Here is a 24,707-nt window from a genome sequence, read left to right as displayed (position 1 = left end):
TCTCCGGGCCGGTGCCGGTGAATCCGGACACCCGGTGGCTGCTGGGAGGTCCGAAATGACGCGTGAAGCCGAAGCGCCCGGGGGACAGTCCGACGTGCATGCGCCCCGCTATCTTCCGGTCGCCGAGCACGGTCTCATCGGTGATCTGCGCAGCGCGGCGCTGGTGGGCACGAACGGCACGATCGACTGGTACTGCTGCCCGCGCTTCGATGCTCCCAGTGTGTTCGCCTCACTCCTCGACGCCGAGCGGGGCGGGTCCTTCGAACTTGCCGCGGACGTCCCGACACGCACGAAGCAGTTCTACTTCCCCGATACCAATGTGCTGATCACCCGCTTCTCCGCCGACGACGGGGTGGGGGAGATCCAGGACTTCATGCCGATCACGGACGATTCACGCGAGGCCGACCGGCACCGGCTGATCCGGCGCGTGGTGTGTGTCCGCGGATCGCTGCCCTTCCGCGCCCGCGTGGCACCCCGCTTCGCGTACGGGACGGAGCCGCACACCGTGCGCGTTCAGGACCGCCAGGTGGTCTTCGCGTCACCCTCACTGACCCTCGCGCTGACGTCGAGCGTGCCGGTAGAGGTGTCGGGCCAGGATGCCTGGTCGCTGTTCAAGCTGCGCGAAGGCCAGTCGGCTGTCTTCGCGCTCGACCGGGTCGGCGGCGACGTCCGGCCCCGCCACTGCCCCGAGGCCGAGGCGGAGGAGCAGTTCAACGCCACCGTCGGCTACTGGCGGCGGTGGCTGTCCCAGTCCCGCTACCGGGGCCGCTGGCGGGAGGTCGTGCACCGCTCCGCCCTCACTCTGAAGCTCCTGACCTACGCCCCGACCGGCGCCATCATCGCCGCGCCGACCACCTCCCTGCCCGAGCACATCGGCGGACAGCGCAACTGGGACTACCGCTACGTATGGATCCGTGACGCGGCCTTCTGCGTGTACGCGCTGCTCAGGCTCGGCTTCACCGACGAGGCCCAGGCGTTCATGGGATTCCTCTCCGAGCACGTCCGCCTCGAAGCGGCCGGCGCCGCCGGCCCACTGCAGATCATGTACGGCATCGACGGGCGCCACGACCTGCCCGAACGGGAACTTCCGCACCTGGAGGGCTACCGGGGCTCGGCACCCGTGCGCGTCGGCAACGGCGCCGTCAGCCAACTGCAACTGGACATCTACGGAGCGCTCGTCGACTCCCTCTACCTCTACGACAAGTGGGGGCAGCCCGTCTCCAGTGCCTACTGGGACGGCATCAGCGCACTCGTCGACTGGGTGTGCGCCCACTGGGACCAGCCCGACCGGGGCATCTGGGAAACCCGCGGCGGATCCAGGAACTTCCTCTACTCGCGGCTGATGTGCTGGGTGGCGATCGAACGGGCCATGCGCATGGCCCGGCACCGCGGACTCCCCGCCGACCTGGTCCGGTGGGGACGGTCCCGGGACGACATCTACCGCCGGATCATGCGCCACGGCTGGTCCACCGAACGGAACGCCTTCGTCCAGTTCGAGGACAGCCACCTCCTCGACGCATCCCTCCTGATGATGCCCCTGGCGAAGTTCGTCTCCCCCACCGACCCGAAGTGGCTCGCCACCCTCGACGCCCTGGGCGAGGACCTGGTCTCCGACTCGCTGGTCTACCGCTACGACCCGCAGAGCAGCGCGGACGGTCTGCCCGGCGAGGAGGGGACCTTCTCGATCTGCTCGTTCTGGTACGTCGAAGCGCTGACCCGGGCGGGCCGCGTCGACGAGGGCCGGCTCGCGTTCGAGAAGATGCTCACGTACGCCAACCACCTCGGCCTCTACGCCGAGGAGATCGGCCACACCGGGGAGCAACTCGGAAACTTCCCCCAGGCGTTCACCCACCTCGCCCTCATCAGCGCCGCCTTCAACCTCGACCGCACCCTCGGCTAGCCCCGCCCGGGGCAGTCGGCTCCCGGGCCGGGACGCAGCCGGTGGCGTCGATCAGCCCTGCGGGACGATGCGGTACGTCACCCCCGCTCTGGTCGGCAGCCTGAGGGCGTCGCCGTCGGTGGAGAAGCCGGCGGGCCGGCCGTTGTCGCGGTAGACCCGGACCTCTCCGCGGAACGCCTCGTGCCGGAGCACCGCTTTCCCGCCCTTGGCCGAGGTGAGCCGGATCTCCGTCGGGTCGCCCGCGCGCCACGTCGCACCCACCGTGAACGCGCCCCGGGCCTTCAGCCCGTCCACGCTGCCGTCCTCCCAGGCGCCCGGCAGCGCCGGCAGGACGTCGATCGTGCCGAGGTGGCTCTGCAGCAGCATTTCGGCGATCCCGGCAGTGGCGCCGAAGTTGCCGTCGATCTGGTACGGCGGATGCGTGTCCCACTGGTACGGCGGATGCGTGCCCCAGAGGTTGGGAAGGGTGCTCTGCCCGCACCACGGGACCGCCGCCGCCCGCCCCGACGACCTTTCCGCCGCCGATGCACGACGCCGGGCCGCACTGCGGCATGTCCAGGTCCTCGTAGCCGAACGCGGTGCGCTCGCCGGTCGCCAGGTTCACGGACACGCCGTAGGTGTCCGAGCCGACGGGGTCCCAGGTGACCAGCGCCCCGTCACCGCCGTCGCGCACCTGCACCCCTGACGGGGCGTCCACCGGCACGGAGACCTGCCGCGCGGGCGCCGTCCCGTCGCCGGAGCCGTCCGCGGGGAAGACCGCCAGCCGCACGACCTCCTTGCCGTCGTGCAACTCGCCCTTGCCCTCCATGCCGTGGGCCCACACCACGACGTACTCGCGGCCGTCCTGCTCCACCGTGGCCACGCTCGGAGCCTCCGCCGCCCCGTCCGCCGACGGCTCCCCGACCGGCGACGGCGGGGTCCACGGCTTGCGCCGGCGCCGCGGATCTGGTCGGCCAGCGCGGCCGTGTCGGCCAGCCCGGGGGTGGGAGTGAGCGCGGGGTCGACGGCGTCCTCGTGGCGCAGGACCTCGATTCCGCGGCGGCGGTGATCCTTTTCCGGCGCTCCCGGACGGCGAGGCCGGCGAACCAGCCGGCGCAGACGATCGCGACGTTGGCGACGAGCACGGCCGGCCAGCCCGGGGAGAAACGTCCGATGCCGACCCCGGCGGCCCTCAGCAGGCCGGCGGCACCGGGGGGCACCCACCAGAACGCGTACTCCGTCGTCGCCGCGATGGTGTAGCCGGTGAGGGCGACGCAGACCGACACCTGCGGTGCCCCGCCGAGCGCGGCGACCGCGAAGGCGAGGAGCCGACTGTACGCGGGCGGGCCGTACATCCCTGGTCGCATCCGGAACCCCTCCGGCCCGGACGCGGCCGGGACGGACGCCGGCGGAGCGGAGCCGGGATCGTCCCGGCTCCACTCCGTGGTGCGGGCGTGTCACTGGAACTGTGCGAAGAACCTCCAGATCTCCGCCTTGGTCCAGGTGGTGACGCCGCTTTCGTTGGGGGAGCCGTCGACCGGACCGGGGATGTGGCCGCCGTCGAACGCGGCCCATTGGACCGGGTACCCGGCACGGCAGCCCGTGTAGGTGGTGGTGATGTGCGTCCGGCTGCCCGGGGCGGGCTCACGCGGGCTCTGGGGGGTGCAGCCGTTGTTGCCGACGAATTTGTCGCGCAGGGACCGTCCTTGCGCGATGTTGAGGACGGAGTCGCTGATGCCGTGGATTCCGAAGTAGGCGATGGGCTGGGTGCCGCCGCTGCATCCGCTGATCTGGGCGCCGGAGATGACCGCGACGGCCCGGAAGACGTTCGCCCGGCTGCAGGCGAGCGCGTAGCTCATGCCGCCGCCCCAACTGAATCCGGTGGCGAATCGCTGTGCCGTGTTGACACAGAGGTCGCCCTCGATCAGACGGATCATGTCGTCGACGAAGGTGACGTCCTCACCGCCCGAATTGGCCCAGCCGTTTCCGAGGCCCTGGGGGGCGACCAGGATGGCGCTGTTGTTCGACTGTTCCTGCTGGCCGTAGTAGGACCAGGCGGTCCCGCTGGTTCCGCCCGAGGCGACCTCGCCGGCGGTTCCGCCCCGCCAGTGGAACGCGAAGATCAGCCGGTAGGGGTGGCTGTTGTCATAGTTGGCGGGGACCCTGAGGATGAAGCTGCGGCTCTTGCCGCCGCTCTGAATCGTGTGCGTACCGCTCGTCAGGGTCGGAGGGCTGCCGCATCCGCCCCCGCCGCCGTCGGAGGAGAGCTTGACCATCTGCCATTGCTGGTTGGCACCGCCCCAGTCGGCGTACTGGACGACGTTGGCGCCATCGGCGGTGGAGCCGTCCTGCACCTCCACCGCCTTGCCGCTGTTGCGGTTGATGAGCCGGACGTGGCCCGCGTCGGAGTCGGCCAGGCGGAACTGCTGGTTGGCCCCGTTGTGGTCGGCCCACTGCTGGATCGCGGCACCGTCGGCGGTCGAGGCGCCGGACACGTCGAGGACCTTCCCGGAGTGCCGGGCCTTGAGCCGGTAGAAGCCGCCGCCGGAGTCCACGAACTGCCACTGCTGGTTGGCCCCGTCGTGGCGCGTCCACTGGCTGACCCGCGCGCCGTCGGCGGTGGACACGCCGGAGACGTCGAGCGCCTTGCCGCTGGTGCGATTGACCAGGACGTACCAGGCGTTGGTGTCCACCGTCGCCGCCGCGGCGGGCGCCGGATTCACCACGGCGAGCATGCCGATCGCGAGGGCCGCCGCCACCACGGCGGCGATCCGGGACCACCAGCGATGTCTTCGTGGAGGGGCGGAGGAAACAGCACCGTAGGTCTTCATCGATTCACCCTTTCGTTCGACAGATCCGCTCAGGTGAGGGTCCAGCGCTGGTTGCTGCCGTTCGAGCAGGAATAGAGCTGGATCAGGGTGCCGTTGGCGGTGCCGGCTCCGGCGGCGTCGAGGCAGAGGCCGGACTGGACGCCGACGATGGATCCGTCGGAGTTGAGGCGCCATTTCTGGTTGTCGCCGCCCCAGCAGCTATAGATCTGGACTCTGGCGCCGTTGCCGGTGCCGGCCGCGTCCAGGCACTTGTTGCCGTAGACCCGCAGCTCGCCGGCGTCGGTGGCGGCCCACTGCTGATTGGTGCCGCTGTGGCAGTCCCACAGGTGGACCTGGGTGCCGTCGGACGTGCTGGCGTTCGGCACGTCAAGGCAGCGGCCGGAAGCGACGCCCTTGATCTGCCCGGAATCCCCCGGCGGTGTGGTGGAGCCGCCGTTGAGCGCGTTGAGGACGGCGGTGTAGGCCGGCTTCTTGCTGCCGTCGCCGTTGAAGAGCAGCGGCGTGTCCTGTGCCCGCCAGGAGTCGGTGTCGCGCACACCCCAGACGGTGATGCCCAGGCAGCGCGGGACGGCCAGGCAGTCGTTGGTCACGTTGGCGTACGTCGTGGGCGAGGCACCCTGGATGTCGAGTTCGGTGATGGCCACGTCGACGCCGAGGGCGGCGAAGCTCTGCAGGGTGGTGCGGAAGTTGCTGTTGTACGGGCTGCCGCTGTTGAAGTGCGACTGGAAGCCGACGCAGTCGATCGGCACGCCGCGCTGCTTGAAGTCCCGCACCATGGCGTACACGGCCTGGGTCTTGGCCCAGGTCCAGTTCTCGATGTTGTAGTCGTTGTAGCAGAGCTTGGCGGCCGGGTCGGCGGCACGCGCGGTGCGGAAAGCGACCTCGATCCAGTCGTTGCCGGTGCGCTGGAGGTTGGAGTCGCGCCGTGCGCCCGAACTGCCGTCGGCGAACGCCTCGTTCACGACGTCCCACTGGGTGATCTTGCCCTTGTAGTGGCCCATCACGCCGTTGATGTGGCCGATCATCGCCTGGCGCAGGTCGTTGCCGCTGAGGCTCTGCATCCAGCCGGGCTGCTGGGCGTGCCAGGCCAGGGTGTGGCCGCGCACCTCCTTGCCGTTCTGCACCGCCCAGTTGTAGACGCGGTCACCGGCGCTGAAGTTGAACTGGCCCCGCTGCGGCTCGGTGGCGTCGATCTTCATCTCGTTCTCGGCCGTCACCGAGTTGAACTCGCGGCTCGCGATCGACGTGTACGCCGAGTCGCCCAGCCTGCCCGAGGCGATGGCGGTGCCGAAGTAGCGGCCGCTCTGCGCCGCCGCGGCGCCGAGCGTGCTCTCCGCGGCGTGCGCGGGCGGCGGCGCGGCCAGCGTGCCGACCGCGCCGAGGACGCAGACGACCAACGCCAGCAGCACACCGCGGAGCTTCCGGCGAACGACGGGTCTGGGAAGGGCATACGAGCCCATGACTGTGCCTCCAAGGTAGAAGAGGCCGGGAGGCCGCCACGCGGCGCCGCGTACCTCTCCGACGGTGCGAAGAGCCAGGACGCACTCGTGCGAACCTCACCGGGATGAAACGGGGTGGCACTGGTGCTGTGGTGCGCGGATCTGTCGTGCCGCAGTGCGGGGGAATCTGTAGGTTCGAAATCTCGAACTATGGTCAGCCCCTCAGACGAGGATGATTGAGGGGTGGGCGTGGGTCGTCAACACTCTTCGCAGAAAAAGTTTCCGTTAACGGCTCGAAAATTTCGAACAGCCCGCGCAGTTCACGTGCTGGAGCGTGCGACGAGGTGGGTGGGGAGGATCAGGGAGCTGGGGTCCTCACCCGCGATGAGCCCGGCGAGCATGCGCGCCATCTCGTTGCCCAGGGCTTCGATGGGCTGGTGGACCGTGGTCAGCGACGGTTCGGCGATCCGTGCGATGTCCAGGTCGTCGAATCCCACGACCGCGACGTCGGCGGGCACCGCACGGCCCGAGCCGCGCAGCGTGCGCAGCGCGCCGGCCGCCATGTTGTCGTTGGCGGCGAACACCCCGTCCAGCTCCGGCTGCCGCTTCAGCAGCGTCGCCATGGCGGCGGCGCCGCTGGGTTCGGTGAAGTCCCCGTACTCCGGTGGGAGAGGCCGCAGCCCTGCGAGGATCATGGCCTCCCGGTAGCCGCGGTGACGCGCACGGCTCGCCTCGGTGTCCGGCAATCCGCAGATCATGCCCACCCGCCTCCGGCCGCGGGCGAGCAGGTGCTCCGTGGCCTCGCGGGCGCCACCGGCGTTGTCGACGTCCACGTACCTCGGCGGATCGAATCCCGCCGGGCGCCCGCCGAAGACGACGGGGACCTCCGCCTCCCGGGCGAGGTGGAGCACGGGGTCGTTCTCCCGGACGGCCATGAACATGGCGCCGTCGACGCCCCGGGCGCGCAGGAGTCCCGCGAGCCGCCCCCGGCTGCGCTCGCTTGCCGCGAGGCACAGCATCAGATGCAGGTCGGCCCCCTCCAGGGCGCCGGAAGCTCCGACGATCACCTTCGCGAAGAACGGGTCCGCGAAGATCGACGGAGCCTCGCCCGAGATGACGAGAGCGACCGCGCCTCTCTGGCGGGTGGCCAGCGCCCGCGCCGTCGTGTTCGGCACGTAGTCGAGTTCCCTGATGGCCCGCAGGACCGCCGCACGCTTCGCCGGGCTGACGTGGGGCGCGTTGTTGAGGACCCGCGAGGCGGCCGAGCGGGAGACGCCGGCGCGCTCGGCCACTTCGTCGAGCGTGGGCTGCCGGCGCGGCACGTCTGTCATGGATCCCGGGGCCTCTCCGAGCGTGGTTGCGAGGACGTCCCCCATACGCCGGGAGCGCTTCCAGTCCCGGGACCCTAACGACTGCCCGCCCTCCGGTGAAGAGTGACCGCGCGCCAACTCTTGACAGGTTCCCATCAGCGCCCACACGATGACCGGTAGCACTCGCGAATCTCTGCCACAAATTGGGAGCGCTCCCAAGGGCCGGTGCTCCCGTGCGCCACTCGTGCTCGGAGTGCGGCAGCCCGACATCGTCGCACCGTCATGCCGCGGGCTCAGGACGAGAGCCTCGCGGCGTTCCCCTTCATGAATGAGGTTCACCGATGCGCAAACTCATACGCGGGGCGGTGGCGGCGCTCCTCGCTCTGCCGCTGTTCCTGGCGTCGTCTCCATCCGCGCAGGCGGCGCCCACCCCGCTCGCCATGACCAGCGGCTTCTACGTCGACCCGAACTCCAGCCCCGCGGTCTGGTCGGCCGCCAACCCCGGAGACGGCCGGGCCGCCGCGATCCGCAACTCCATCGCCGGTACCCCCATGGCCCGTTGGTTCGGTTCCTGGAGCGGCGACATCGGCTCCGCCGTGGGGTCCTACACCGGGGCGGCCCAGGCGGCCGACAAGCTGCCGCTCCTCGTCGCGTACAACATGTACGGCCGTGACGCCTGCGGCGGGCACTCGGGCGGTGGGGCCTCGTCGCCGTCCGAGTACGCCAGGTGGATCGACTCCTTCGCCCGCGGTATCGGCAGCCGTCCGGCAGTCGTCGTCCTGGAGCCCGACGCCCTCGGCGACTACAGCTGCATGTCCCAGGCGCAGATCGCCGAGCGGCAGAACATGCTCACCAACGCCCTCTCGCAGTTCCGGTCCAGCGCGCCGAACGCCTGGGTCTATCTCGACGCGGGCAACCCCCGCTGGGTCGACGCCTCGACCATGGCCCAGCGTCTGCACTCCTCCGGGCTGAGCCTCGCCAGGGGCTTCTCCCTCAACGTCTCGAACTACTTCACCACCTCGGAGAACGTGTCCTACGCCGGCGGCGTCAACCAGGCACTGGGCCAGCGCTACGGCTACAGCAAGCCGTTCGTCGTGGACACCAGCCGCAACGGCAACGGCTCGAACGGCGAGTGGTGCAACCCCGGCGGGCGCAAGATCGGCACGCCCACCCAGCAGGGAGGCGGCGCCGAGATGCTCCTGTGGGTCAAGACCCCGGGAGAGTCCGACGGCAACTGCGGTGTCGGAGGAGGCTCCACCGCCGGGCAGTTCCTGCCCGAGGTCGCCTACAAGATGATCTACGGCTACTGACACCCCGCACCGGGCAAGCCTCCCGCTCCGTGCCCGGGCCCGCATGCCCGGGCCGACACCACCCGCCGCACACCGGACAGCCACAGGCGACCGCCCGTCCCGCGGCGAGCGGGACTCCCGCGGGACGGGTGCGCCGGAAGGAGCCGCAATGCTCACCCGATCACGAAGGCGACTGGCCCGCCTGCTCGCGGCGGCGGCCGCGGTGCTGGCGCTCTCCGGCGCCGCGCCCCACCAGCCGGTCGCCCAGGCCGCACCCGGCAGCCCGGCCGTCACCCCGCCGCTGGGCTGGAACAGCTGGAACAGCTTCGGCTGCGGCGTCACCGAGGACATGGTGCGCCAGGCGGCGGACGCCATGGTCAGCTCGGGCATGCGGGATGCGGGCTACGAGTACGTGGTGGTCGACGACTGCTGGTTCGACCCGCAGCGTGACGCCCAGGGCAACCTGCGCGCCCACCCGGCGAAGTTTCCCAGCGGGATGAAGGCGCTGGGCGACTACATCCACAGCCGCGGCCTGAAGTTCGGCCTCTACCAGGTGCCCACCGAGCGCACCTGTGCGCAGCGCGTCGGCACGTTCCCCGGCTCGACCGGCAGCATGGGGCACGAGGTGCAGGACGCCCGTACCTTCGCCTCCTGGGGCGTGGACTACCTCAAGTACGACTGGTGCTCGCCCGCGGGCACGCGCGACGAGCAGGTCGCCCGGTTCTCCCTGATGCGCGACGCCCTGCGGGACACCGGCAGGCCCATCGTCTACAGCATCAACCCGAACAGCTTCCACGCGATCACCGGCTCCACGTACAACTGGGGCGAGGTCGCCGACCTGTGGCGCACCACCGAGGATCTGCTCGACATCTGGCAGAACGGCAACGTCAACAGCTACCCGATGGGCGTCGGCAACGTCGTCGACGTCAACGCCCCGCTCGCCGCCCAGGCCGGCCCGGGCCACTGGAACGATCCGGACATGCTGGTCGTGGGCAGGCCGGGGCTGTCGCTGACCGAGTCGCGGTCGCATTTCACCCTCTGGGCGCTGATGGCCGCGCCGTTGATGGCGGGCAACGACATCCGCACCATGTCCGCCGACGTCAGCGCGGTGTTGCGCAACCAGCGGCTGCTGGCGGTGAACCAGGATCCCCTGGGCGCCGGCGGACGGCGGGTCCGCGATGACGGCGCCACCGAGGTGTTCGCCAAGCCCTTGTCCGACGGCTCGGTCGCCGTCGGCCTCTTCAACCGCGGCAGCAGCACCGCCACCGTCAGCGCCTCGGCCGCACAGATCGGCCTGGCCGGCGGGGCGTTCACGCTCACCGACCTGTGGACCGGTGCCACGTCGAGCACGAGCGGCCAGATCAGCGCGAGCGTGCCGGCGCACGGCGTGACGGCCTTCCGGATCACCGGGGGCACGCCGCTCGCCGCCGAGACCTCCCGGATCCGGGGTAACGGTTCCGGCCGCTGCCTCGATGTGGAGAACTCCTCCACGGCCGCGGGCGCCGCCGCCGTGATCTGGGACTGCCACACCGCCGCCAACCAGCTCTGGACGACGTGGGCCGGCGGAGAGATCCGCGTCTTCGGCGACAAGTGCCTGGACGCCGAGAACCAGGGGACCGCGAACGGCACCCCGGTGATCACCTGGACCTGCAACGGCCAGGACAACCAGAAGTGGAGCTTCGCCGCCGACGGTTCGATCCGCAACGTGCACGCCGGACTGTGCCTGGAGACGAGCGGTGCGGCCACCGCGAACGGCTCGCGGCTGGTCCTGGGGGCCTGCGGCGGCCAGACCCACCAGCGGTGGACCCGTAGCTGACCCCCATACGACCGAGGAGGCCGACCCCCCATGTCCGACCCACTGCGCCCCTGGAGCCGCCGGAGCGTACTGACGGCCGCCACCGGCCTGGCCGCCGCGACCGCGCTGCCCCTCGCACACCCCGCCCATGCCCGGCCGGCCGCGGCGAACGCCGCGCTGGCGACGTACACGAACCCCGTCCTCTGGCAGGACTTCGCGGACATCGACATCATCCGCGTCGGCGACACCTACTACTACTCCGCCTCGACGATGCACTATTCGCCGGGCGCGCCCATCCTGCGCTCCTACGACCTGGTCAACTGGGAGTTCGCCGGCCACTCGGTGCCGGTGCTGGACTTCGGGAGCAAGTACGACCTGAACGGCGGCCGCGGCTACGTCCGCGGCATCTGGGCCTCCTCCCTGGGCTACCGCCCGAGCAGCCGCACGTTCTACTGGGTGGGCCAGATCGACTTCGCCCGCACCTACCTCTACACCGCCGCGTCCGTCGAAGGTCCGTGGACCAGACACGCCTCCCTCGGCAACGTCTACTACGACGCGGGGCTGCTCTTCGACGATGACGACACTCCCTACGTGGCCTACGGCAACACCGCCATCCACGTCGCCCAGCTCTCGCCGGACGCGCGCACCCAGGTCCGCTCCCAGCAGGTGTTCAGCACCCCGCAGAGCGTCGGCACCCTGGAAGGAGCCCGCTTCTACAAGATCAACGGGAAGTACTACATCTTCCTCACCCGCCCGGCCAACGGCCAGTACATCCTGAAGTCCAGCTCCGGCCCCTTCGGCCCGTACGAGATGCGGCAGTTGCTCCTCAACCTGCCCGGGCCGATCGCGGGCGGCGGAGTGCCGCACCAGGGCGGCCTGGTGAGCACTCCGGGCGGACAGTGGCACTACATGGCCTTCGTCGACGCGTACCCCGGCGGCCGGGTCCCGGCGCTCGCCCCGATCACGTGGACCGGGGACGGCTGGCCCGTGCTGCAACTCGTGAACGGTGCCTGGGGGCAGTCGTACACCGCACCGCTGCCCCTGCGCCCCGTCGCGCCGATGACCGGCACGGACACATTCCAGGGCACCCGGCTGGGCCCGCAGTGGGAGTGGAACCACAACCCCGACACCGGCAGATTCTCCGTGGGCAGCGGGCTGACCCTGCGCACCGCGACGGTGACCGACGACCTGTACGGCGCCCGCAACACCCTGACCCATCGCATCCAGGGGCCCACCTCCACCGCCACGATCGAGCTCGACTGCTCCCAGATGGCCGACGGCGACCGGGCGGGTCTGGCCATGCTGCGCGACTCCTCCGCCTGGATCGGGCTCAAGCGCGAGGGGGGCACGACGCGCGTGGTGATGGTCGACGGCCTGACCATGGACGGCAGCTGGAACACCACCGGCAAGGGCACCGAGCGCGCGAGCGCCGGCTTCACGGGCAGCCGGATATGGCTGCGCGCCCGCGCCGACATCCGGCCCGGGAGCGGACGGCAGGCCCAGTTCTCGTACAGCACCGACGGCAGCGGCTTCAGCCCTCTCGGGCCCGCCTTCACGCTCAACAACGCCTGGCAGTTCTTCATGGGCTACCGCTATGCCGTGTTCAACCACGCCACCCGGGCACTCGGTGGCAGCGTGAGGGTGGCGCGATTCGACCTGGCGACTCCCTGATCCGAGGGGCGGAGGCGCTCTCGCGAAGGATGTTCACAGACATGACCAGCGTTCCTGGGACTGACAAGCAGAGAGGGATTTGGTAAGACAGGTTCATGTCAATAAAGAGACGGTCGTTCATGAGTGCGGTCGCGGCGGGCGCGGCCCTGGGGGCGAACGCGGGCGGACCCGCGGGGGCACGGGACACGGAGGGCGCGCCGTTCGGTCCCGCCGGGCCGCGCGACGACGAGTACGACGGCTCCGACATGTGGCTGCGCTACGTGCCCGTCCGCGATCCGCACCTGCTCGGGCAGTACCGGCGGCAGGTGACCGCCGTCGTCGTAGAGAACGCCGACCGGAACGCTTCGTACCGCCACACACCGGACCTGAGCATGGCTCCGGGATCGGCCGAGCGGCTGATGGCCTCCACCCTGGAGGCGGCCAGGGAGGAGCTGGTCAGGGGCCTGAGCGGGCTGCTGGACCGGCCGGTGCGGGCACTCCCGCGGCCGGGGGACGTCCCGCCCGACGGCGCCGTCGTCGTGGGGACCCCGGAGAGTTCACGGGCCGTACGCCGGTTCCTGCCGGCCGGCGAGCTGGAGCGCGCGGGCCGGGACGGGTTCGTCATCAGGTCGGTCTCCCAGGGGCGCCGGGCGTTCACCCTCATCGCGGGCACCACGGAAGTGGGCGCGCTGTACGGCACGTTCGCCTTCCTGCGGCGCATCCAGACGCACAAGCCGATCACGGACCTGGCGCTCACCGAGACCCCGAGGGTCGCCAACCGCCACCTGAACTACTGGGACACTGAGCGCCTCTACGCCGGCAACGACGAGGCGGGCACGGGCGGGCTGCGCGGCGAGAACGGCGCGATCTTCAACTTCGCCGCGACCGGCGCCAGTGCCCCGCTGAACCTGCCGGTCGTCCTCGACCGCTACCTCGTGGCGGCGCGGGCGATGGCCTCCGTCGGGATCAACGGGATCACCATCAACAACGTCAACGCCGACAACCGCTACCTCACCCCCGCGTACATCGCCCAGGAAGCCGCGCTGGCCGACGCGCTGCGGCCGTACGGGATCAGGCTCGCCCTCTCCATCCGGTACGCGGCGCCCATGGACGGCCGCTTCGCACCGGACACGCTCACCGAGGAGCAGATGGCGCCCACGGACGCCGACTTCCGGGCCTGGTGGACGCGGAGGGCCCGGCGGATCCAGGAATCCATACCCGACTTCCTCGGCTTCACCGTGAAGGCCAACTCCGAGGGCCAGCCGGGCCCCCAGGACTTCGGCTACGACCACGGAGACGGCGCCAACGGCATGGCGGCCGCCCTGGCACCTCTCGGCCTGAAGATCTACTGGCGGACCTTCGTCTACAACCCCGACGTCGACAGCGACCGGCTGAAGCGCGCCTACCTGGAGTTCGGCCACATCGACGACGAGGCCCAGCCCGACGGAACCTCCGGCCGCTTCCTGGACAACGTGTTCCTCCAGACCAAGAACGGTCCCCTGGACTTCCAGGCCAGGGAGCCCGTCCACCCGATGTTCGGCCGGATGGAGAACACCAACCAGGCCCTCGAACTCCAGATCACCCAGGAGTACACCGGCCAGAACCGGATGCTCTGCTTCTTGGCGCCCATGTGGGAGGAGATCCTCAAGACCGACACCCACGCCACGGACGCGCGGGGCCGGCCCCTCGACAGGCGCCTGGTCGGCCACGTCGTGGACGGAACGGCCCAGGGCCACTCGGACACCGCCGTCGTCGGCGTGGCCAACCTGGGCAACGCGGACAACCTGACCGGACACCACTTCTCCCAGGCGAACCTGTACGCCTTCGGCCGCCAGTCCTGGGACTGGACCGCGGACTCGGCGGACATCGCCGCCGACTGGGTGCGGATGACCTGGAGCACCAACCGGAAGGTCGTCGACGCGATCGTCTCCATGATGATGGGCTCCTGGGAAGCGCTGGTGAGCTACCAGACCCCCCTCGGGATCGCCCACCAGTTCACCGCCGACGTCCACTACGGCCCCGGCCCCTCGGAATCACACCTCCCGCGCGAGGACTGGAACCCCGTCTACTACAACAAGGCGGACAGCGCCGGCCTCGGCTACGACCGCTCCCCCACCGGAAGCAACTTCACCGCCCAGTACTCCCCCACCCTGGAAGCGGCCTACTCGGACATCGACACCGTCCCCGAGAACCTCATGATGTGGTTCCATCACGTGCCCTGGGACCGCCCCATGAGCAGCGGCAGGATCTTCTGGGACGAACTCGTCCACCACTACTACTCGGGTGTCCGGTACGTCAGCGGCATGCGCCGCACCTGGGACTCGCTGGAACCCTGGCTCGACGCCCGCCGGTTCGCCGAGGTCAGGGCCAAGCTGGCGCTCCACGAGACGGACGCGGCCGACTGGCGGGACACGTGCGTGAGCTACTGGCAGCGGTTCAGCGGCAGAGACGTCCGCGTACCGGACTGAACCGGACTGAACCGGACTGAACCGCGCCCGGCCGCCGGCACGGGCACCGCCGGCCGCGGTGCCCGTGCCCGCCGGTCCGCTAGCCGGTCGGGCCCGCTCGGGAGATCACTTCGCGGGCCCCGGCGGGGATGTCGCCCACGTCGAAGGTGACGTTGTCGCGGGCGACGTTGCCGCGCTGGCCGTCGACGATGCCGGTGATGGCGGGGTTGGTCGTGTAGTTGCCGACCAGGGTGAGGTCGCCGGTGCGGTTGCCGTTCTGGTTGTTGGCGTGCGCCCACTGCCCGGCGCTGCGGACGAAGACGTTGCGGCTGCCGCTGAGGTAGCGGGAGCCCTCGTCGAAGTACAGGCCGAGTTGCCCGCTGTTCTCGCAGTAGTTCTCGTCGACGACGCCGCCCGGAATCGCGGAGAGGCTGTAGATGCAGCCGGCGTCGAACATCGTCTGCACGACGTTGCGCACATGGTTTCCCACGACACGCACGTCACGCAGCGTCGTGGGAGTCTGGTAGACCGGCTGGAAGTCGTAGAGCCCGCGGTTGACGTACTCCGGGCTGCCGCCGGGATCGTTGGCGCCCCAGCCGTAACCGATCCCGATGCCGGTGTAGGGCATGTCGGAGACGTAGTTGTGCTCGATGGCCAGTCCGGATATGTAGCTGGCGAAGATGCCGTCCTGGTCGACGTATTCGAGCGCCGTGGAGTGGATGCGGTTGTTCCTGATCAGGATGTCGCTGTTGGTCATGCGCGCGTCGGACGGGTGGTGCGCGTCCGGGCGCACCCCGCCGGCCACGATGCCGCCGCCGGCGCTAGCGGTGAAGGTGTTGCCCACGACCGACACGTTCTTGGCGCCCAGTCCCACGCCGGTGCCGTGCGCGTTGGCGTCGTTGCCGATGCCGAGGCCGACGGAGCCGAGGTTGACGAAGCTGTTGTCCTCGAAGCCGATGTCCTCTGCCGCCGACACCTGCACCGCCCCGGGGGCCTGTGCCCAGTTGTTGCGGGCGCCCTCGAAGCCGCGGCAGCCGACCGCGCACGAGGTGAAGGCGTCGGACGGCCGGTGGGGCTGGACTCCCGTGATGAACGCGCCCGTCTGCTGGTTGGCGTATCCGTTGGGGCTGCCGGGGTGCAGCCAGGTGGTGCCGGCGAAGGTCAGCCCTTCGAACCGCAGGTTGCGGGCCGGTTCGTCATAGGTGCCGCCGACCTCCAGCAGCGATTCCAGCCTCGGCAGCTCGACCTGCGCGCGTTGAATGTCCTGTCCCGGAAGAGGCTTGTAGTAGAGCGTGCCCGCGGTGGTGTCCAGGTACCACTCACCGGGCTCGTCGAGGAACCGCTTGGAGTTCAGCAGCGAGAACACGGGGGTACGGAACGGGGACTGGATGGTGTCGTACCCGTAGGTGTTGTTGTCCCAGGCCGGTTGCTGCATGACGACCCGTGAGCCGGTGATGCTCTGCACGGGGGCGAACCGGTTGGTGAACGAGAGTTTCGCCTGGAGTTCGATGCGCCGCTGGTCGGGCAGCGTGGCGAGGTAGGCGAGGTCCGGGTTGTCGAGGGTGAAGCCCGTCGCGTCGAGCGTGATGTCGGAGCGGGACAGCCCGGTCCGCGCACGCTGTGCCGGTACGCCGTCGACGTAGAGCTGCCGGCTGTCGAAGCCGGTGCCGACGTCGGCCTTGTAGACGCCCGTCGCGGGGTCGTCGAGTTCCCAGTCCGTGACCGGTTCCGCGCCGCTCACCACGGCTTCCGCTCCCGGTGCCGCCGTCCAGGTCACGGTGTGGCCGTCACGGCCGGAGTCGGCGGCCCCGAAGCGCAGCGGGGAGCCGAGACGGTGGATTCCCTTCAGCAGGCTCACCTTCACGTCTCCGTCGCCGCGGGCGGCGAGGCCCCGTGCCCGCCGCTGCGCCTCCTCCAGGGTCTGCAACGGCTGCCCGGCGGTCCCCGGGCCGTCGTCGGCGGCCCGCGGAGCGCCGGTCGGAGCGACGACGAGCGTGTGCTGCCGGGGTGCTGCGACGGACTCGGTGGGCAGGGCGGCGAGGAGTCCGGCGGCCAGGGCCGCGGCAGCCGCCGCCGCTCTGGTGCGTACGTACCGTGCGCGATGTGGGGGCATGGCCGTGTCCTTTCTTCGCGGTGGGAGTCAGGGCCGGGCGTCGTGGGGCACCCCGTCGAGGTGCTGCGGCGGGGAGGGCACGGGAAGCCCGGGGTGGTGCGTGGCGGGGCGGCCGCGGTCCTCCACGGCCAGCAGTCGCCGTCCGGCGTACTCGGGCCGGACGTCGGGGCCTTCGCACGCGGCGGGGGGCTCGGGGCGTACCGCCGCCGCGATCGCTTCTTCGTCGACCTCGACGCCCAGGCCCGCCGAGTCGCCGAGGACGAAGGCACCGCCCTCGACCCGCAGGTCGAAGGAGAGGCCGACGGGCTCCAGCAGGTTCTGCAGTTCGCTCGCGAGGTGATTGGGCACGGCCGTCGCGGCGTGCAGCAGGGCGATCGGAGAGCCGCCGATCGGGCTCACCGGCAGGTCGTGGGCGTGCGCCAGGGCGGCCACCCGCAGGAAGTGGGTCACGCCCCAGACGGCGGCCGCCTGCACGATGTCGACCGCGCCCTGTGCCAGAAGCGGGCGGTACTGTTCGAGCCCGGTGAGGTTCTCCCCGCTCGCCACCGAGGCGCGGATCCCCCGTCCTACGGCGGCCAGGCCCTCGGCGTCCCAGCGCCGGACGGGCTCCTCCACCCAGGTGAGGTCCAGGGTCTGCTCCAGCTCCCGGACGTGGCGGACCGCCTGCTTGCGGGTCCAGTTCTCGTTCACGTCGAGCATCAGGGCGGGCCGCATCCCGCGCCCGGCTCTGGTCAGCACCTCCCGTACGAGGGTCAGGCGGTCGCGGTCCCGCTCGATGTCGAGGCCGCCCTTGAGCTTGGCCGCCCGCAGGCCGCGCTCGGCGTAGACCTGATAGACCGTCGCCAGGTCGTCGTCGCCGAGGGCGATGTCGAGGCCGGACGCGTAGGCGGGGACTCGCCGGTCCCGTCCGCCGAGCAGGCGCCACAGCGGTTCGCCGGCCGCTTTCGCCTTGATGTCCCACAGGGCGGTGTCGAACGCGCCGATGGTCCCGAAGACGGTTCCGCCATGGCCGGCCTTGAACGCCTGCCGGAGCATGCCGTCGTAGAGCGCGCCGACGCAGCGGGGATCCTCGCCGTCGACGGCGGGGAAGACGGCTTCCCCTGCCGCGTGGGGCCCCAGTCCGACGCCGGTGATCCCGGCGTCGGTGTCCACCAGTACCACCGGCACCGGCGTGATCCCGTCGGTGAGGACGCCGTTGGCGTCCCCGACGGGCCGGCCCCAGTCGAGGAGGGTCGTCAGCGTGCGATATCCGGTGATCCGCATGTCAGCCCTTCGTGGCGCCGGCGGTGATCCCGTCGGCTATCTGGCGCTGGAAGAAGAGGTAGATCACGAGGACCGGCAGGGCGGCGATCAGCACTCCGGAGGCGAAGGTGGGGATGTCGTCGGAGTACTGTCCGCGCAGCGAGGTGACGCCCACCATGAGCGTGCGGTGTTCGGCGGACGGCATCATCAGCAGGGAGATGAGTACGTCGTTCCAGCAGAACAGGGCGTTGAGGATGCCCACCGACAGCAGTGCGGGACGGCCGATCGGCAGCATGATCCGCCGGTAGACGCCGTACAGCGTGTTCCCGTCGACGCGGGCGGCGTCCACGATCTCGCGCGGGATCCCGGAGTAGTAGCTCGTCATCAGGAAGATCGAGAAGGGGAGGAACTGCGCGACGTAGGCGAGGATCAGCCCGGGGTAGGTGTCGATGAGGCCGGTGTCCGCCATGACCTGCGCGAGCGGGACCATGACCACCTGGAACGGAACGAAGAGCGCCGCGAGGAAGCAGAGGAAGAGCGCCCGTGACCCCCGGAACCGCAGGTGGCTCAGCGCGAACCCGGCCATGGAGCCGATCAGCAGGAGGAGCGCGACGGCGGACGCCACCACGACGACGGAGTTGACGAAGTACCGGCCGAGCCCGACGCTCGTCCACGCCGTGGCGATGTTCTCCCAGCGCAGGGAGTCCGCCGGGGAGAACCGGTCGAGGATGTAGTCGCGGCGGGACTTCATGGCGACGTTGGCGGTGAACACCAGGGGGTAGACCGTCGCGAGGGCGAGAGCCGCCATCGGGACGGCGACCACCCAGCGCCTCCGGCGGGGGACGCGCATCAGTTCTCCCTCCCCGCGCGGCGGAGCAGCCCGATCTGGGCCAGCCCCACCACGAGCATGATGAGGAAGAGGACCGTCGAGGCGGCCGAGGCGAGCGCCGGGCGGTTCATCTGCCCCTGCTGGATCCAGATGTAGTACTCCGGCAGGTAGGTCGACCCCTCCGGTCCGCCGCTGGTCATCACGTAGAGCAGGCCGAACATGGAGGTCAGCATCCCGATCATGGTGGTGACGAAGACGAACTGGATGGTGCGGGACAGGCCGGGGACGATCACGTGCCGGATGACCCGGGCGAGCGACGCACCGTCCACGCGGGCGGCGTCGAGGAGGGTGGTGTCCAGCGTGGAGAAGCCGGCGAGGAAGACCACCAGGGCCATCCCGAACGTCGCCCAGACGTGCACGCCGACGACGGTGAACATGGCGACGTCCGGATCGCCGAGCCAGTCGACCGCACCGATGCCGGCCTTCTCCAGAAGGGAGTTGAGCGGACCGTCGAAGGCGAGCAGGAGGTTGAAGATCGCACCGACGATCACCGGCGAGAGCACGGCCGGGAAGAAGTAGACGCTCCGGAAGAGCCGGTGCCCTGGCACGCGCAGGAAGATGAAGGTCGCCAGCATGCCGGGGACCGCCACCGCGACGGGGAGCAGCAGCACCAGCAGGCCGACGTTCTCCAACGCGGTGCGGAAGAGCGGGTCGTCGAAGAGTTCGGCGTAGTTGTCCAGGCCGACCGGGACCCCGTCGCGCGCGCCGTCGCCGGTGAAGGAGTAGTTCACGCCCAGCAGCAGTGGCCACAGCCGCAGCGTCGCGACGACCAGGACGGCCGGGGCCACCAGGACGTAGGGCGCGAGGTGCTCGGTACGCTGCGGGCCGAAGGCACGCGGGGAGCCCGTCCCCGCGCTCGCACGCCGTGCGCGCCGCGGGGTCTTCGTCCCTCCGGTCCGCTCGGCACCGGCCCGGCCGACCGACGCCTGCGTGCCTCCGAGCAGCACGAGGTCAGCCCTTCCGGTCGGAGTCGGCCAGTTGCTCCAGCGCCTCGTCGACGCCGGTCGACCCGCTGAGTATCTGCTGCGAGAGCCTTCCCATCAGATCCAGCGTCTCGGTGGAGAGCGCGACGTGCAGTGCCGGTCTGCCGGCGCCGATCTCCGAGGTGATCGCGGACAGGGCCGCGCCGCCGTCCGACACGTCGACGGTGGTGTCGGAGACGACCGCGCCGGCGTCGGCGTAGAACGCCTGGAGCGCGTCCTTCGAGGTCAGGGAGCGCACCAGGTCCGCGGCCAGGGCCGGCTTCTTCGTCCACTTCGCGACCGCGTAGCCGATTCCGCCGTCGTACGGCAGGACGGGCTCGGCGCCGGCCTCGGCACGCGGAGCCTGCATGACGCCGATGTCGTCCGGGTCCAGGAACTCGCCGAAGTCCTTCCAGTGCCCGACGTCCGACATGAGCCCGACGACGTGCGCTGCCTTGCCGGACTGGAAGAGGGCGAAGGCGTCGTTGAAGAGTGCGGTCGAGTTGGCCCCCTCGTTGTTCAGGCCGGTGTCGCCCGTCTCCTTCCAGAGTTCGAAGATCCGCCGCACGCGCGGGGAGTTCCAGTCCCGGTCACCGGCGATCCAGGCGTCGTACTCGCGCGGGGTAAGGACGCCGGGGCCCAGGCCGGAGAGGAAGAACTGGATGCCGAAGCCCTCCTTGTTCCCGAGGGAGAGGCAACTGGCGTCCGTCGCCTCGGTGATGGCTTCGCAGTCGTCGGTGAACTCCCTCCACGTGGTCGCCGGGCGATCGGGGTCGAGCCCGGCCTCTTCGTAGAGCGCCTTGTTGTAGTAGAGGGGGTGGCCCTGCAACGTCACCGGTGCGGCATAGGTCTTGCCCTTCGCGGTGAAGGCTTCCCAGCCGGCCAGCCGCTGCCTGTCCCCGGTGACGTACTCGTCCAGGGGAAGGAGGGCGTCCGCGCGGTCGCGTATCTGGCCGCCGCCGTTGAAGAGCATGACGTCGGGGCCCTTGCCGGCCTGAATGGCCGTGCCGAGCAGGGTGTAGTACTGGTCGAAGGGCTGGGCCACGAACTCGACCTTCACATCGGGGTGCTGGGCGGCGAAGTCGGCTTTCGCCTGCTCGATGTAGGAGGCGGCCGTCTCCTCTCCGGACTTCCAGTCCCAGACCACGAGTGTGCCGTCCGCGGTGCCGGACGACGAGCCGGAGCCGGCGCTGCCGCAGCCGGACAGCAGCCCGGCGGCCAGGACGACCGACCACAGTGCTGGCCGCTTCATGTCGATCACTCTCCGTTGCTGCCGGAAACGGCGGGCCATCGCCGATGGCTCGGAAACGTAACTCGTATGACGTATTACGTCAATGGCTCGTCGCGTATGATTGCCGTCTAGTCATGGCGCCGCGTGGTCGCGGGGCCGCCGGAGGATCCATGACGACATCCCAGTCAGCAGCCCGGAACAGCTCCCCGCCGCCCTCCTGGGCGCAGCGGCCGGCGAGCCTCGCGCGGGCGGTCACGGCCGAACTGGTGGGACGCATCGTCCGCGGGGAGCACCCGCCGGGGACGCCGCTGCCCCCCGAGCCCGCTCTCTGCGAGACCTTCGCCGTGAGCCGGACCGTCGTCCGGGAGGCCGTGAAGGTCCTCCAGGAGAAAGGGCTCGTGCAGGTCCGCCAGGGTTCGGGAACCACGGTGACCGCGCCGGCGCTGTGGAACATGCTCGACGAGCAGGTCCTGGCCGCGAGCATCGCCCAGGACGAGAGCATGGCGATCCTCGACGACCTCGTCGTCACGCGGCGCCTGCTGGAGTCCGACATGGCCAACGTCGCCGCCAGGCTGGCCACTCCGGAGGTCGTCGGCCAGTTGCGCACGCTGGTGGACCGGATGGACGAGCTGGTCGACGACCATGTCACGTACGCCGAGCACGACCGTGCCTTCCACGACGTGATCATGCAGTCGTCGGGGAACCGCATCGCCCGCGGAGTGGTGCGCGCGCTGGAGAGTCAGGTCGTCAACACCGCGCGGTACATGGGGCATCCGGAGCGTGCCATGTGCGTCGCGTCCAACCGCGGTCACCGCCGCATCTACGAGCGCATCGCCGCCCACGATCCGGGCGGCGCCGCCGAGGCGATGTTCACCCACATCACCGAAGCCTGGCTCGTCCGGCGCAGCGCGCCGGGCGACCCGGTGCGGCTGGAACGGTAGCGGGCGCTCCCGGCAGGCGCGGCGGCCCGCGAGCGGGCGAGCGGGCGTTCACACCTCGTCTCCGCCACGCCGCGATCCGAGGGCGTTCGCGCGGTACGTGTGTCCGGACCGCGCGGCGAACTCGATCAGGTCCGGCTCGGGCTGCTCCGGCCGGACCTGACCGCCGCCGGTCAGATCGAGGAGCTGGTAGCCGCCGCGGAACATCCTGCTGCGGACCTTCACGGTCCCGTCACGGTCGGGGGTGAGGGAGAGCCACGTGGCCTGGCCGCCGGTCCAGGCCGCACCCACCGTGTGGCCGCCGCGTCCGCGCAGCCCCTCGACCCTCCCGTTCGGCCAGGCCGGCGGGAGTGCGGGCAGCAGGTGCAGTTCGCCGTGGTGGCTGTGCAGCAGCATCTCGGCGATGCCGGACGTCGCGCCGAAGTTGCCGTCGATCTGGAACGGCGGGTGCAGGTCGAACATGTTGGGCGCGAGCCTCTCCGGCGTCACGAGGTCGCGGATCAGTTCGTGTGCTCGGGCTCCCTCTTCCATCCGCGCCCAGAAGTTGATCTTCCAGGCCAGCGACCAGCCCGTTCCGTCGTCGCCGCGCAGTTCCAGGGTCCGGCGGGCGGCCTCGAACAGCTCGGGTGTGCCGCGCTTGGTGATCTGGCTGCCGGGGTGCAGACCGTAGAGGTGGGAGACGTGCCGGTGGAACTGCTCGGTCTCCGTCCAGTCGTAGAGCCACTCCTGGATGTTGCCGCGGGCGCCGATCCGCGTCGGGGCCAGCCGCTCCCGGGCCGCCAGGACCTCTCCGCGGAAGTCGGCGTCCACGCCCAGGATCTCGCCGGCCCGGGCGCAGCCGTCGAACAGGTCGCGCAGGATCTGCATGTCCATGGTGGGGCCCGCGCAGACGGACGCGTTCGGGTGGTGGGCGAGCTCCGGCGAGTTGGACGGGTTGGTGACCAGCCAGCCCAGGTCCGGTTCCTCGACCAGCGTGTCGAGGAAGAACTGCGCGGCGCCCTTCATGGCGGGGTAGTGGGCACGCAGGAAGCCGACGTCGCCGGTGTACTGGTAGTGATCCCAGATCATGGTGGCCAGCCATGCCCCGCCGGTCTGCCACATGCCCCAGAACGCCCCGTCCACCACCGAGGTGCCCCGCCACGCGTCGGTGTTGTGGTGGGCGACCCAGCCGCCGGCGCCGTACTGCACCCGGGCCGTGCGGGCGCCGGTCGCCGCGAGGTCGTCGATCATGCCGAACACCGGCTCGCAGCACTCGGCGAGGTTCGTCGAGCCCGCCGGCCAGTAGTTCATCGGCAGGTTGGCGTTGAGGGTGTACTTCGAGTCCCAGGGCGGGGCCATCTGGTCGTTCCAGATGCCCTGGAGGTTGGCCGGCTGGGTGCCGGGCCGCGAGGAGGAGATCAGCAGGTACCGGCCGTACTGGAAGAGCAGCGCGGAGAACTGCGGATCGTCGGCGTTCCCGTGCTGGGCGATGCGGACGTCCGTCGGCTGATCGGCCGCTCCGGTACGGCCGAGGTCGATCGTGGTCCGGCCGAACAGCTCCTGGTAGTCGGCCACGTGCCGGTCGCGGAGGTCGTCGTACGCGATGCCCTGTGCGGCGTCGAGGTGCTTGCGGGCGATGCCCCGGTAGTCGCCGCCCACGTTCCGGTAGTCGACGTAGCTGGTGCCGATGGAGACCAGCAGCGTGACGCTGTCGGCGCCGGCCACCCGGAGCGTGCCGCCCGAGCCGGACACCGTGCCGCCCTCGGCGACGGCTCTGGCCAGCGCGAGGAACCGGACCGAGCCGGCGATGCCCTCCATGCTGCCCGAGATCCCTTCCAGCGCGATCGTCGTTCCGTCGGGGCTGGACGCGGAGGAGCTCTGCGGGCTGGCGAACGTGGCCGTGAACGAGATCGAGCCCGGCGCATCGGCGGTCAGGCGCATGACAATCAGCTGGTCGGGCGCGCTGGCGATCACCTCGCGGTGGAACCGCACGCCGTTCGCCGCGTAGGTCACCGCGGTGGTCGCGGTGGTGAGGTCGAGCCACCGCCGGTACCCGGACGTTCCCCCGCTGCCGGGAAAGGTGAGGGTGAGGTCGCCGACGGGCTGGTAGGCCAGCTCTCCGGCCGGCCGGCCGAGCATCGTCCGGTCGATCAGCGACTGCGCCTGTTCCCACTGGCCGTCGAAGACCAGTTGCCTGATCTGCGGCAGGGCATCGGCGCCCGCGGGGTTGGCGGGGTCGTAGGGACCACCCGCCCAGAGCGTGTCCTCGTTGAGCTGAAGCCGCTCGGTGCCGACGTTCCCGAAGACCATGGCGCCGAGGCGGCCGGCCCCGACCGGCAGCGCGCGCAGCCAGTCCGAGCCGGCCGGCGCGTCGTACCACAGCGCCAGGTCGTCGACCGCCCGTACTTCCGGGGGTGCGGCCGAGTCGGCACGGGCGGCAGCCGTCCACGGGACGGGCATCATCACGGCTCCGGTGCCCGCCGTGCCGAGCCTGATCATCTCCCTGCGCGTCAGTCTCCGCATCCTGATCCTCCAGTGAGTCCTGGCAGAGTCCCGGCGGTTCCCTCGTCGCCCGGGTGACCGGCGGGCGACGGTGACGCCGCACCGGCGGCCGACGGCCGGCGCGGATCGGTACGGCGAAAAGCACGGTCAACGCAACCTCATCGGGCGTGACACGCGGGAGACATTAAATGTCCGAGGACACCAACACAAC

General features: G+C 70.6%; 16 protein-coding genes and 1 pseudogene. 7 read left to right on the top strand and 10 right to left on the bottom strand.

Going from position 1 to position 24,707, the window contains the following annotated elements; genetic code table 11:
* Positions 1–55 precede the first annotated feature (55 nt).
* The gene (locus FB457_RS28195; RefSeq protein ID WP_145783678.1) at positions 56–1,900 is read left to right on the top strand and encodes a glycoside hydrolase family 15 protein; all 1,845 of its coding nucleotides are present in this window, start codon (positions 56–58) and stop codon (positions 1,898–1,900) included.
* A 51-nt stretch (positions 1,901–1,951) separates the two neighbouring features.
* Here the strand turns inward: FB457_RS28195 and FB457_RS28190 are convergent.
* Positions 1,952–2,371, bottom strand: a pseudogene (locus tag FB457_RS28190) (glycoside hydrolase family 95-like protein); the annotation flags it as partial.
* Positions 2,372–3,010: 639 nt separating this feature from the next.
* Here FB457_RS28190 and FB457_RS36485 point away from each other — a divergent pair.
* A complete protein-coding gene (locus FB457_RS36485) occupies positions 3,011–3,139 on the top strand; it encodes a hypothetical protein (protein WP_301540187.1) in 129 nt (42 codons plus the stop codon).
* A 197-nt stretch (positions 3,140–3,336) separates the two neighbouring features.
* Here the strand turns inward: FB457_RS36485 and FB457_RS28180 are convergent, their stop codons facing one another.
* From FB457_RS28180 to FB457_RS28170, 3 genes are all read right to left on the bottom strand, one after another.
* Complete coding sequence (locus FB457_RS28180) at positions 3,337–4,641, bottom strand: RICIN domain-containing protein (RefSeq protein ID WP_078898526.1); 1,305 nt, start codon at positions 4,639–4,641, stop codon at positions 3,337–3,339.
* A 98-nt stretch (positions 4,642–4,739) separates the two neighbouring features.
* Entirely contained in the window at positions 4,740–6,170 is a 1,431-nt protein-coding gene (locus FB457_RS28175) for an endo-1,4-beta-xylanase (protein ID WP_047018970.1), read from the bottom strand.
* Between the two features lie 299 nt (positions 6,171–6,469).
* Complete coding sequence (locus FB457_RS28170; protein WP_047020543.1) at positions 6,470–7,480, bottom strand: LacI family DNA-binding transcriptional regulator; 1,011 nt, start codon at positions 7,478–7,480, stop codon at positions 6,470–6,472.
* 320 nt (positions 7,481–7,800) lie between these two features.
* On the opposite strand from FB457_RS28170, the gene FB457_RS28165 reads away from it, so the two are divergent.
* From FB457_RS28165 to FB457_RS28150, 4 genes are all read left to right on the top strand, one after another.
* A complete protein-coding gene (locus FB457_RS28165) occupies positions 7,801–8,769 on the top strand; it encodes a glycoside hydrolase family 6 protein (RefSeq protein WP_047018969.1) in 969 nt (322 codons plus the stop codon).
* A 148-nt stretch (positions 8,770–8,917) separates the two neighbouring features.
* Positions 8,918–10,564, top strand: coding sequence for a ricin-type beta-trefoil lectin domain protein (locus tag FB457_RS28160; RefSeq protein ID WP_145783677.1), 1,647 nt, complete (start codon positions 8,918–8,920; stop codon positions 10,562–10,564).
* 30 nt (positions 10,565–10,594) lie between these two features.
* Positions 10,595–12,214 carry a glycoside hydrolase family 43 protein gene (locus FB457_RS28155; RefSeq protein WP_047018967.1) on the top strand — a complete coding sequence of 540 codons (1,620 nt, stop codon included), beginning with the start codon at positions 10,595–10,597 and terminating at the stop codon, positions 12,212–12,214.
* Positions 12,215–12,333: 119 nt separating this feature from the next.
* The gene (locus FB457_RS28150) at positions 12,334–14,661 is read left to right on the top strand and encodes an alpha-glucuronidase family glycosyl hydrolase (RefSeq protein ID WP_145783676.1); all 2,328 of its coding nucleotides are present in this window, start codon (positions 12,334–12,336) and stop codon (positions 14,659–14,661) included.
* 79 nt (positions 14,662–14,740) lie between these two features.
* On the opposite strand, the gene FB457_RS28145 is transcribed toward FB457_RS28150, so the two are convergent.
* The 5 genes from FB457_RS28145 to FB457_RS28125 form a co-directional block, all read right to left on the bottom strand.
* Positions 14,741–16,753 (bottom strand): right-handed parallel beta-helix repeat-containing protein, encoded by a 2,013-nt coding sequence (locus FB457_RS28145; protein WP_145783674.1) that lies wholly within the window; start codon positions 16,751–16,753, stop codon positions 14,741–14,743.
* A 27-nt stretch (positions 16,754–16,780) separates the two neighbouring features.
* The gene (locus tag FB457_RS28140; protein ID WP_145783673.1) at positions 16,781–18,016 is read right to left on the bottom strand and encodes an enolase C-terminal domain-like protein; all 1,236 of its coding nucleotides are present in this window, start codon (positions 18,014–18,016) and stop codon (positions 16,781–16,783) included.
* A gap of 1 nt (position 18,017) precedes the next feature.
* Positions 18,018–18,845: a carbohydrate ABC transporter permease gene (locus FB457_RS28135; RefSeq protein WP_047018963.1), complete on the bottom strand. Its 828-nt coding sequence runs from the start codon at positions 18,843–18,845 to the stop codon at positions 18,018–18,020.
* Positions 18,845–19,675 carry a carbohydrate ABC transporter permease gene (locus FB457_RS28130; RefSeq protein WP_047020542.1) on the bottom strand — a complete coding sequence of 277 codons (831 nt, stop codon included), beginning with the start codon at positions 19,673–19,675 and terminating at the stop codon, positions 18,845–18,847. Before FB457_RS28130 ends, FB457_RS28135 begins: the two co-directional genes overlap by 1 nt.
* Before the next feature lie 160 nt (positions 19,676–19,835).
* Entirely contained in the window at positions 19,836–21,098 is a 1,263-nt protein-coding gene (locus tag FB457_RS28125; protein WP_047018962.1) for an ABC transporter substrate-binding protein, read from the bottom strand.
* Between the two features lie 149 nt (positions 21,099–21,247).
* On the opposite strand from FB457_RS28125, the gene FB457_RS28120 reads away from it, so the two are divergent.
* Positions 21,248–22,018, top strand: a complete 771-nt coding sequence (locus FB457_RS28120) for a FadR/GntR family transcriptional regulator (RefSeq protein ID WP_078898524.1) — start codon at positions 21,248–21,250, stop codon at positions 22,016–22,018.
* A gap of 48 nt (positions 22,019–22,066) precedes the next feature.
* On the opposite strand, the gene FB457_RS28115 is transcribed toward FB457_RS28120, so the two are convergent.
* Positions 22,067–24,517: a glycoside hydrolase family 95 protein gene (locus FB457_RS28115; RefSeq protein ID WP_047018961.1), complete on the bottom strand. Its 2,451-nt coding sequence runs from the start codon at positions 24,515–24,517 to the stop codon at positions 22,067–22,069.
* Positions 24,518–24,707: the final 190 nt, after the last annotated feature.

The organism is Streptomyces sp. CNZ287, assembly GCF_007827615.1.
Note: the sequence above shows the minus strand (reverse complement) of the source record. Positions and strands in the feature narration are given on the sequence as shown.

Coding starts and splice junctions, on each gene's coding strand:
- FB457_RS28165 (WP_047018969.1), top strand. CDS start 7,801: ATGCGCAAACTCATACGCGGGGCGGTGGCGGCGCTCCTCGCTCTGCCG.
- FB457_RS28120 (WP_078898524.1), top strand. CDS start 21,248: ATGACGACATCCCAGTCAGCAGCCCGGAACAGCTCCCCGCCGCCCTCC.
- FB457_RS28155 (WP_047018967.1), top strand. CDS start 10,595: ATGTCCGACCCACTGCGCCCCTGGAGCCGCCGGAGCGTACTGACGGCC.
- FB457_RS28140 (WP_145783673.1), bottom strand. CDS start 18,016: ATGCGGATCACCGGATATCGCACGCTGACGACCCTCCTCGACTGGGGC.
- FB457_RS28115 (WP_047018961.1), bottom strand. CDS start 24,517: ATGCGGAGACTGACGCGCAGGGAGATGATCAGGCTCGGCACGGCGGGC.
- FB457_RS28160 (WP_145783677.1), top strand. CDS start 8,918: ATGCTCACCCGATCACGAAGGCGACTGGCCCGCCTGCTCGCGGCGGCG.
- FB457_RS28135 (WP_047018963.1), bottom strand. CDS start 18,845: ATGCGCGTCCCCCGCCGGAGGCGCTGGGTGGTCGCCGTCCCGATGGCG.
- FB457_RS28125 (WP_047018962.1), bottom strand. CDS start 21,098: ATGAAGCGGCCAGCACTGTGGTCGGTCGTCCTGGCCGCCGGGCTGCTG.
- FB457_RS28175 (WP_047018970.1), bottom strand. CDS start 6,170: ATGGGCTCGTATGCCCTTCCCAGACCCGTCGTTCGCCGGAAGCTCCGC.
- FB457_RS28145 (WP_145783674.1), bottom strand. CDS start 16,753: ATGCCCCCACATCGCGCACGGTACGTACGCACCAGAGCGGCGGCGGCT.
- FB457_RS28195 (WP_145783678.1), top strand. CDS start 56: ATGACGCGTGAAGCCGAAGCGCCCGGGGGACAGTCCGACGTGCATGCG.
- FB457_RS28150 (WP_145783676.1), top strand. CDS start 12,334: ATGAGTGCGGTCGCGGCGGGCGCGGCCCTGGGGGCGAACGCGGGCGGA.
- FB457_RS28170 (WP_047020543.1), bottom strand. CDS start 7,480: ATGACAGACGTGCCGCGCCGGCAGCCCACGCTCGACGAAGTGGCCGAG.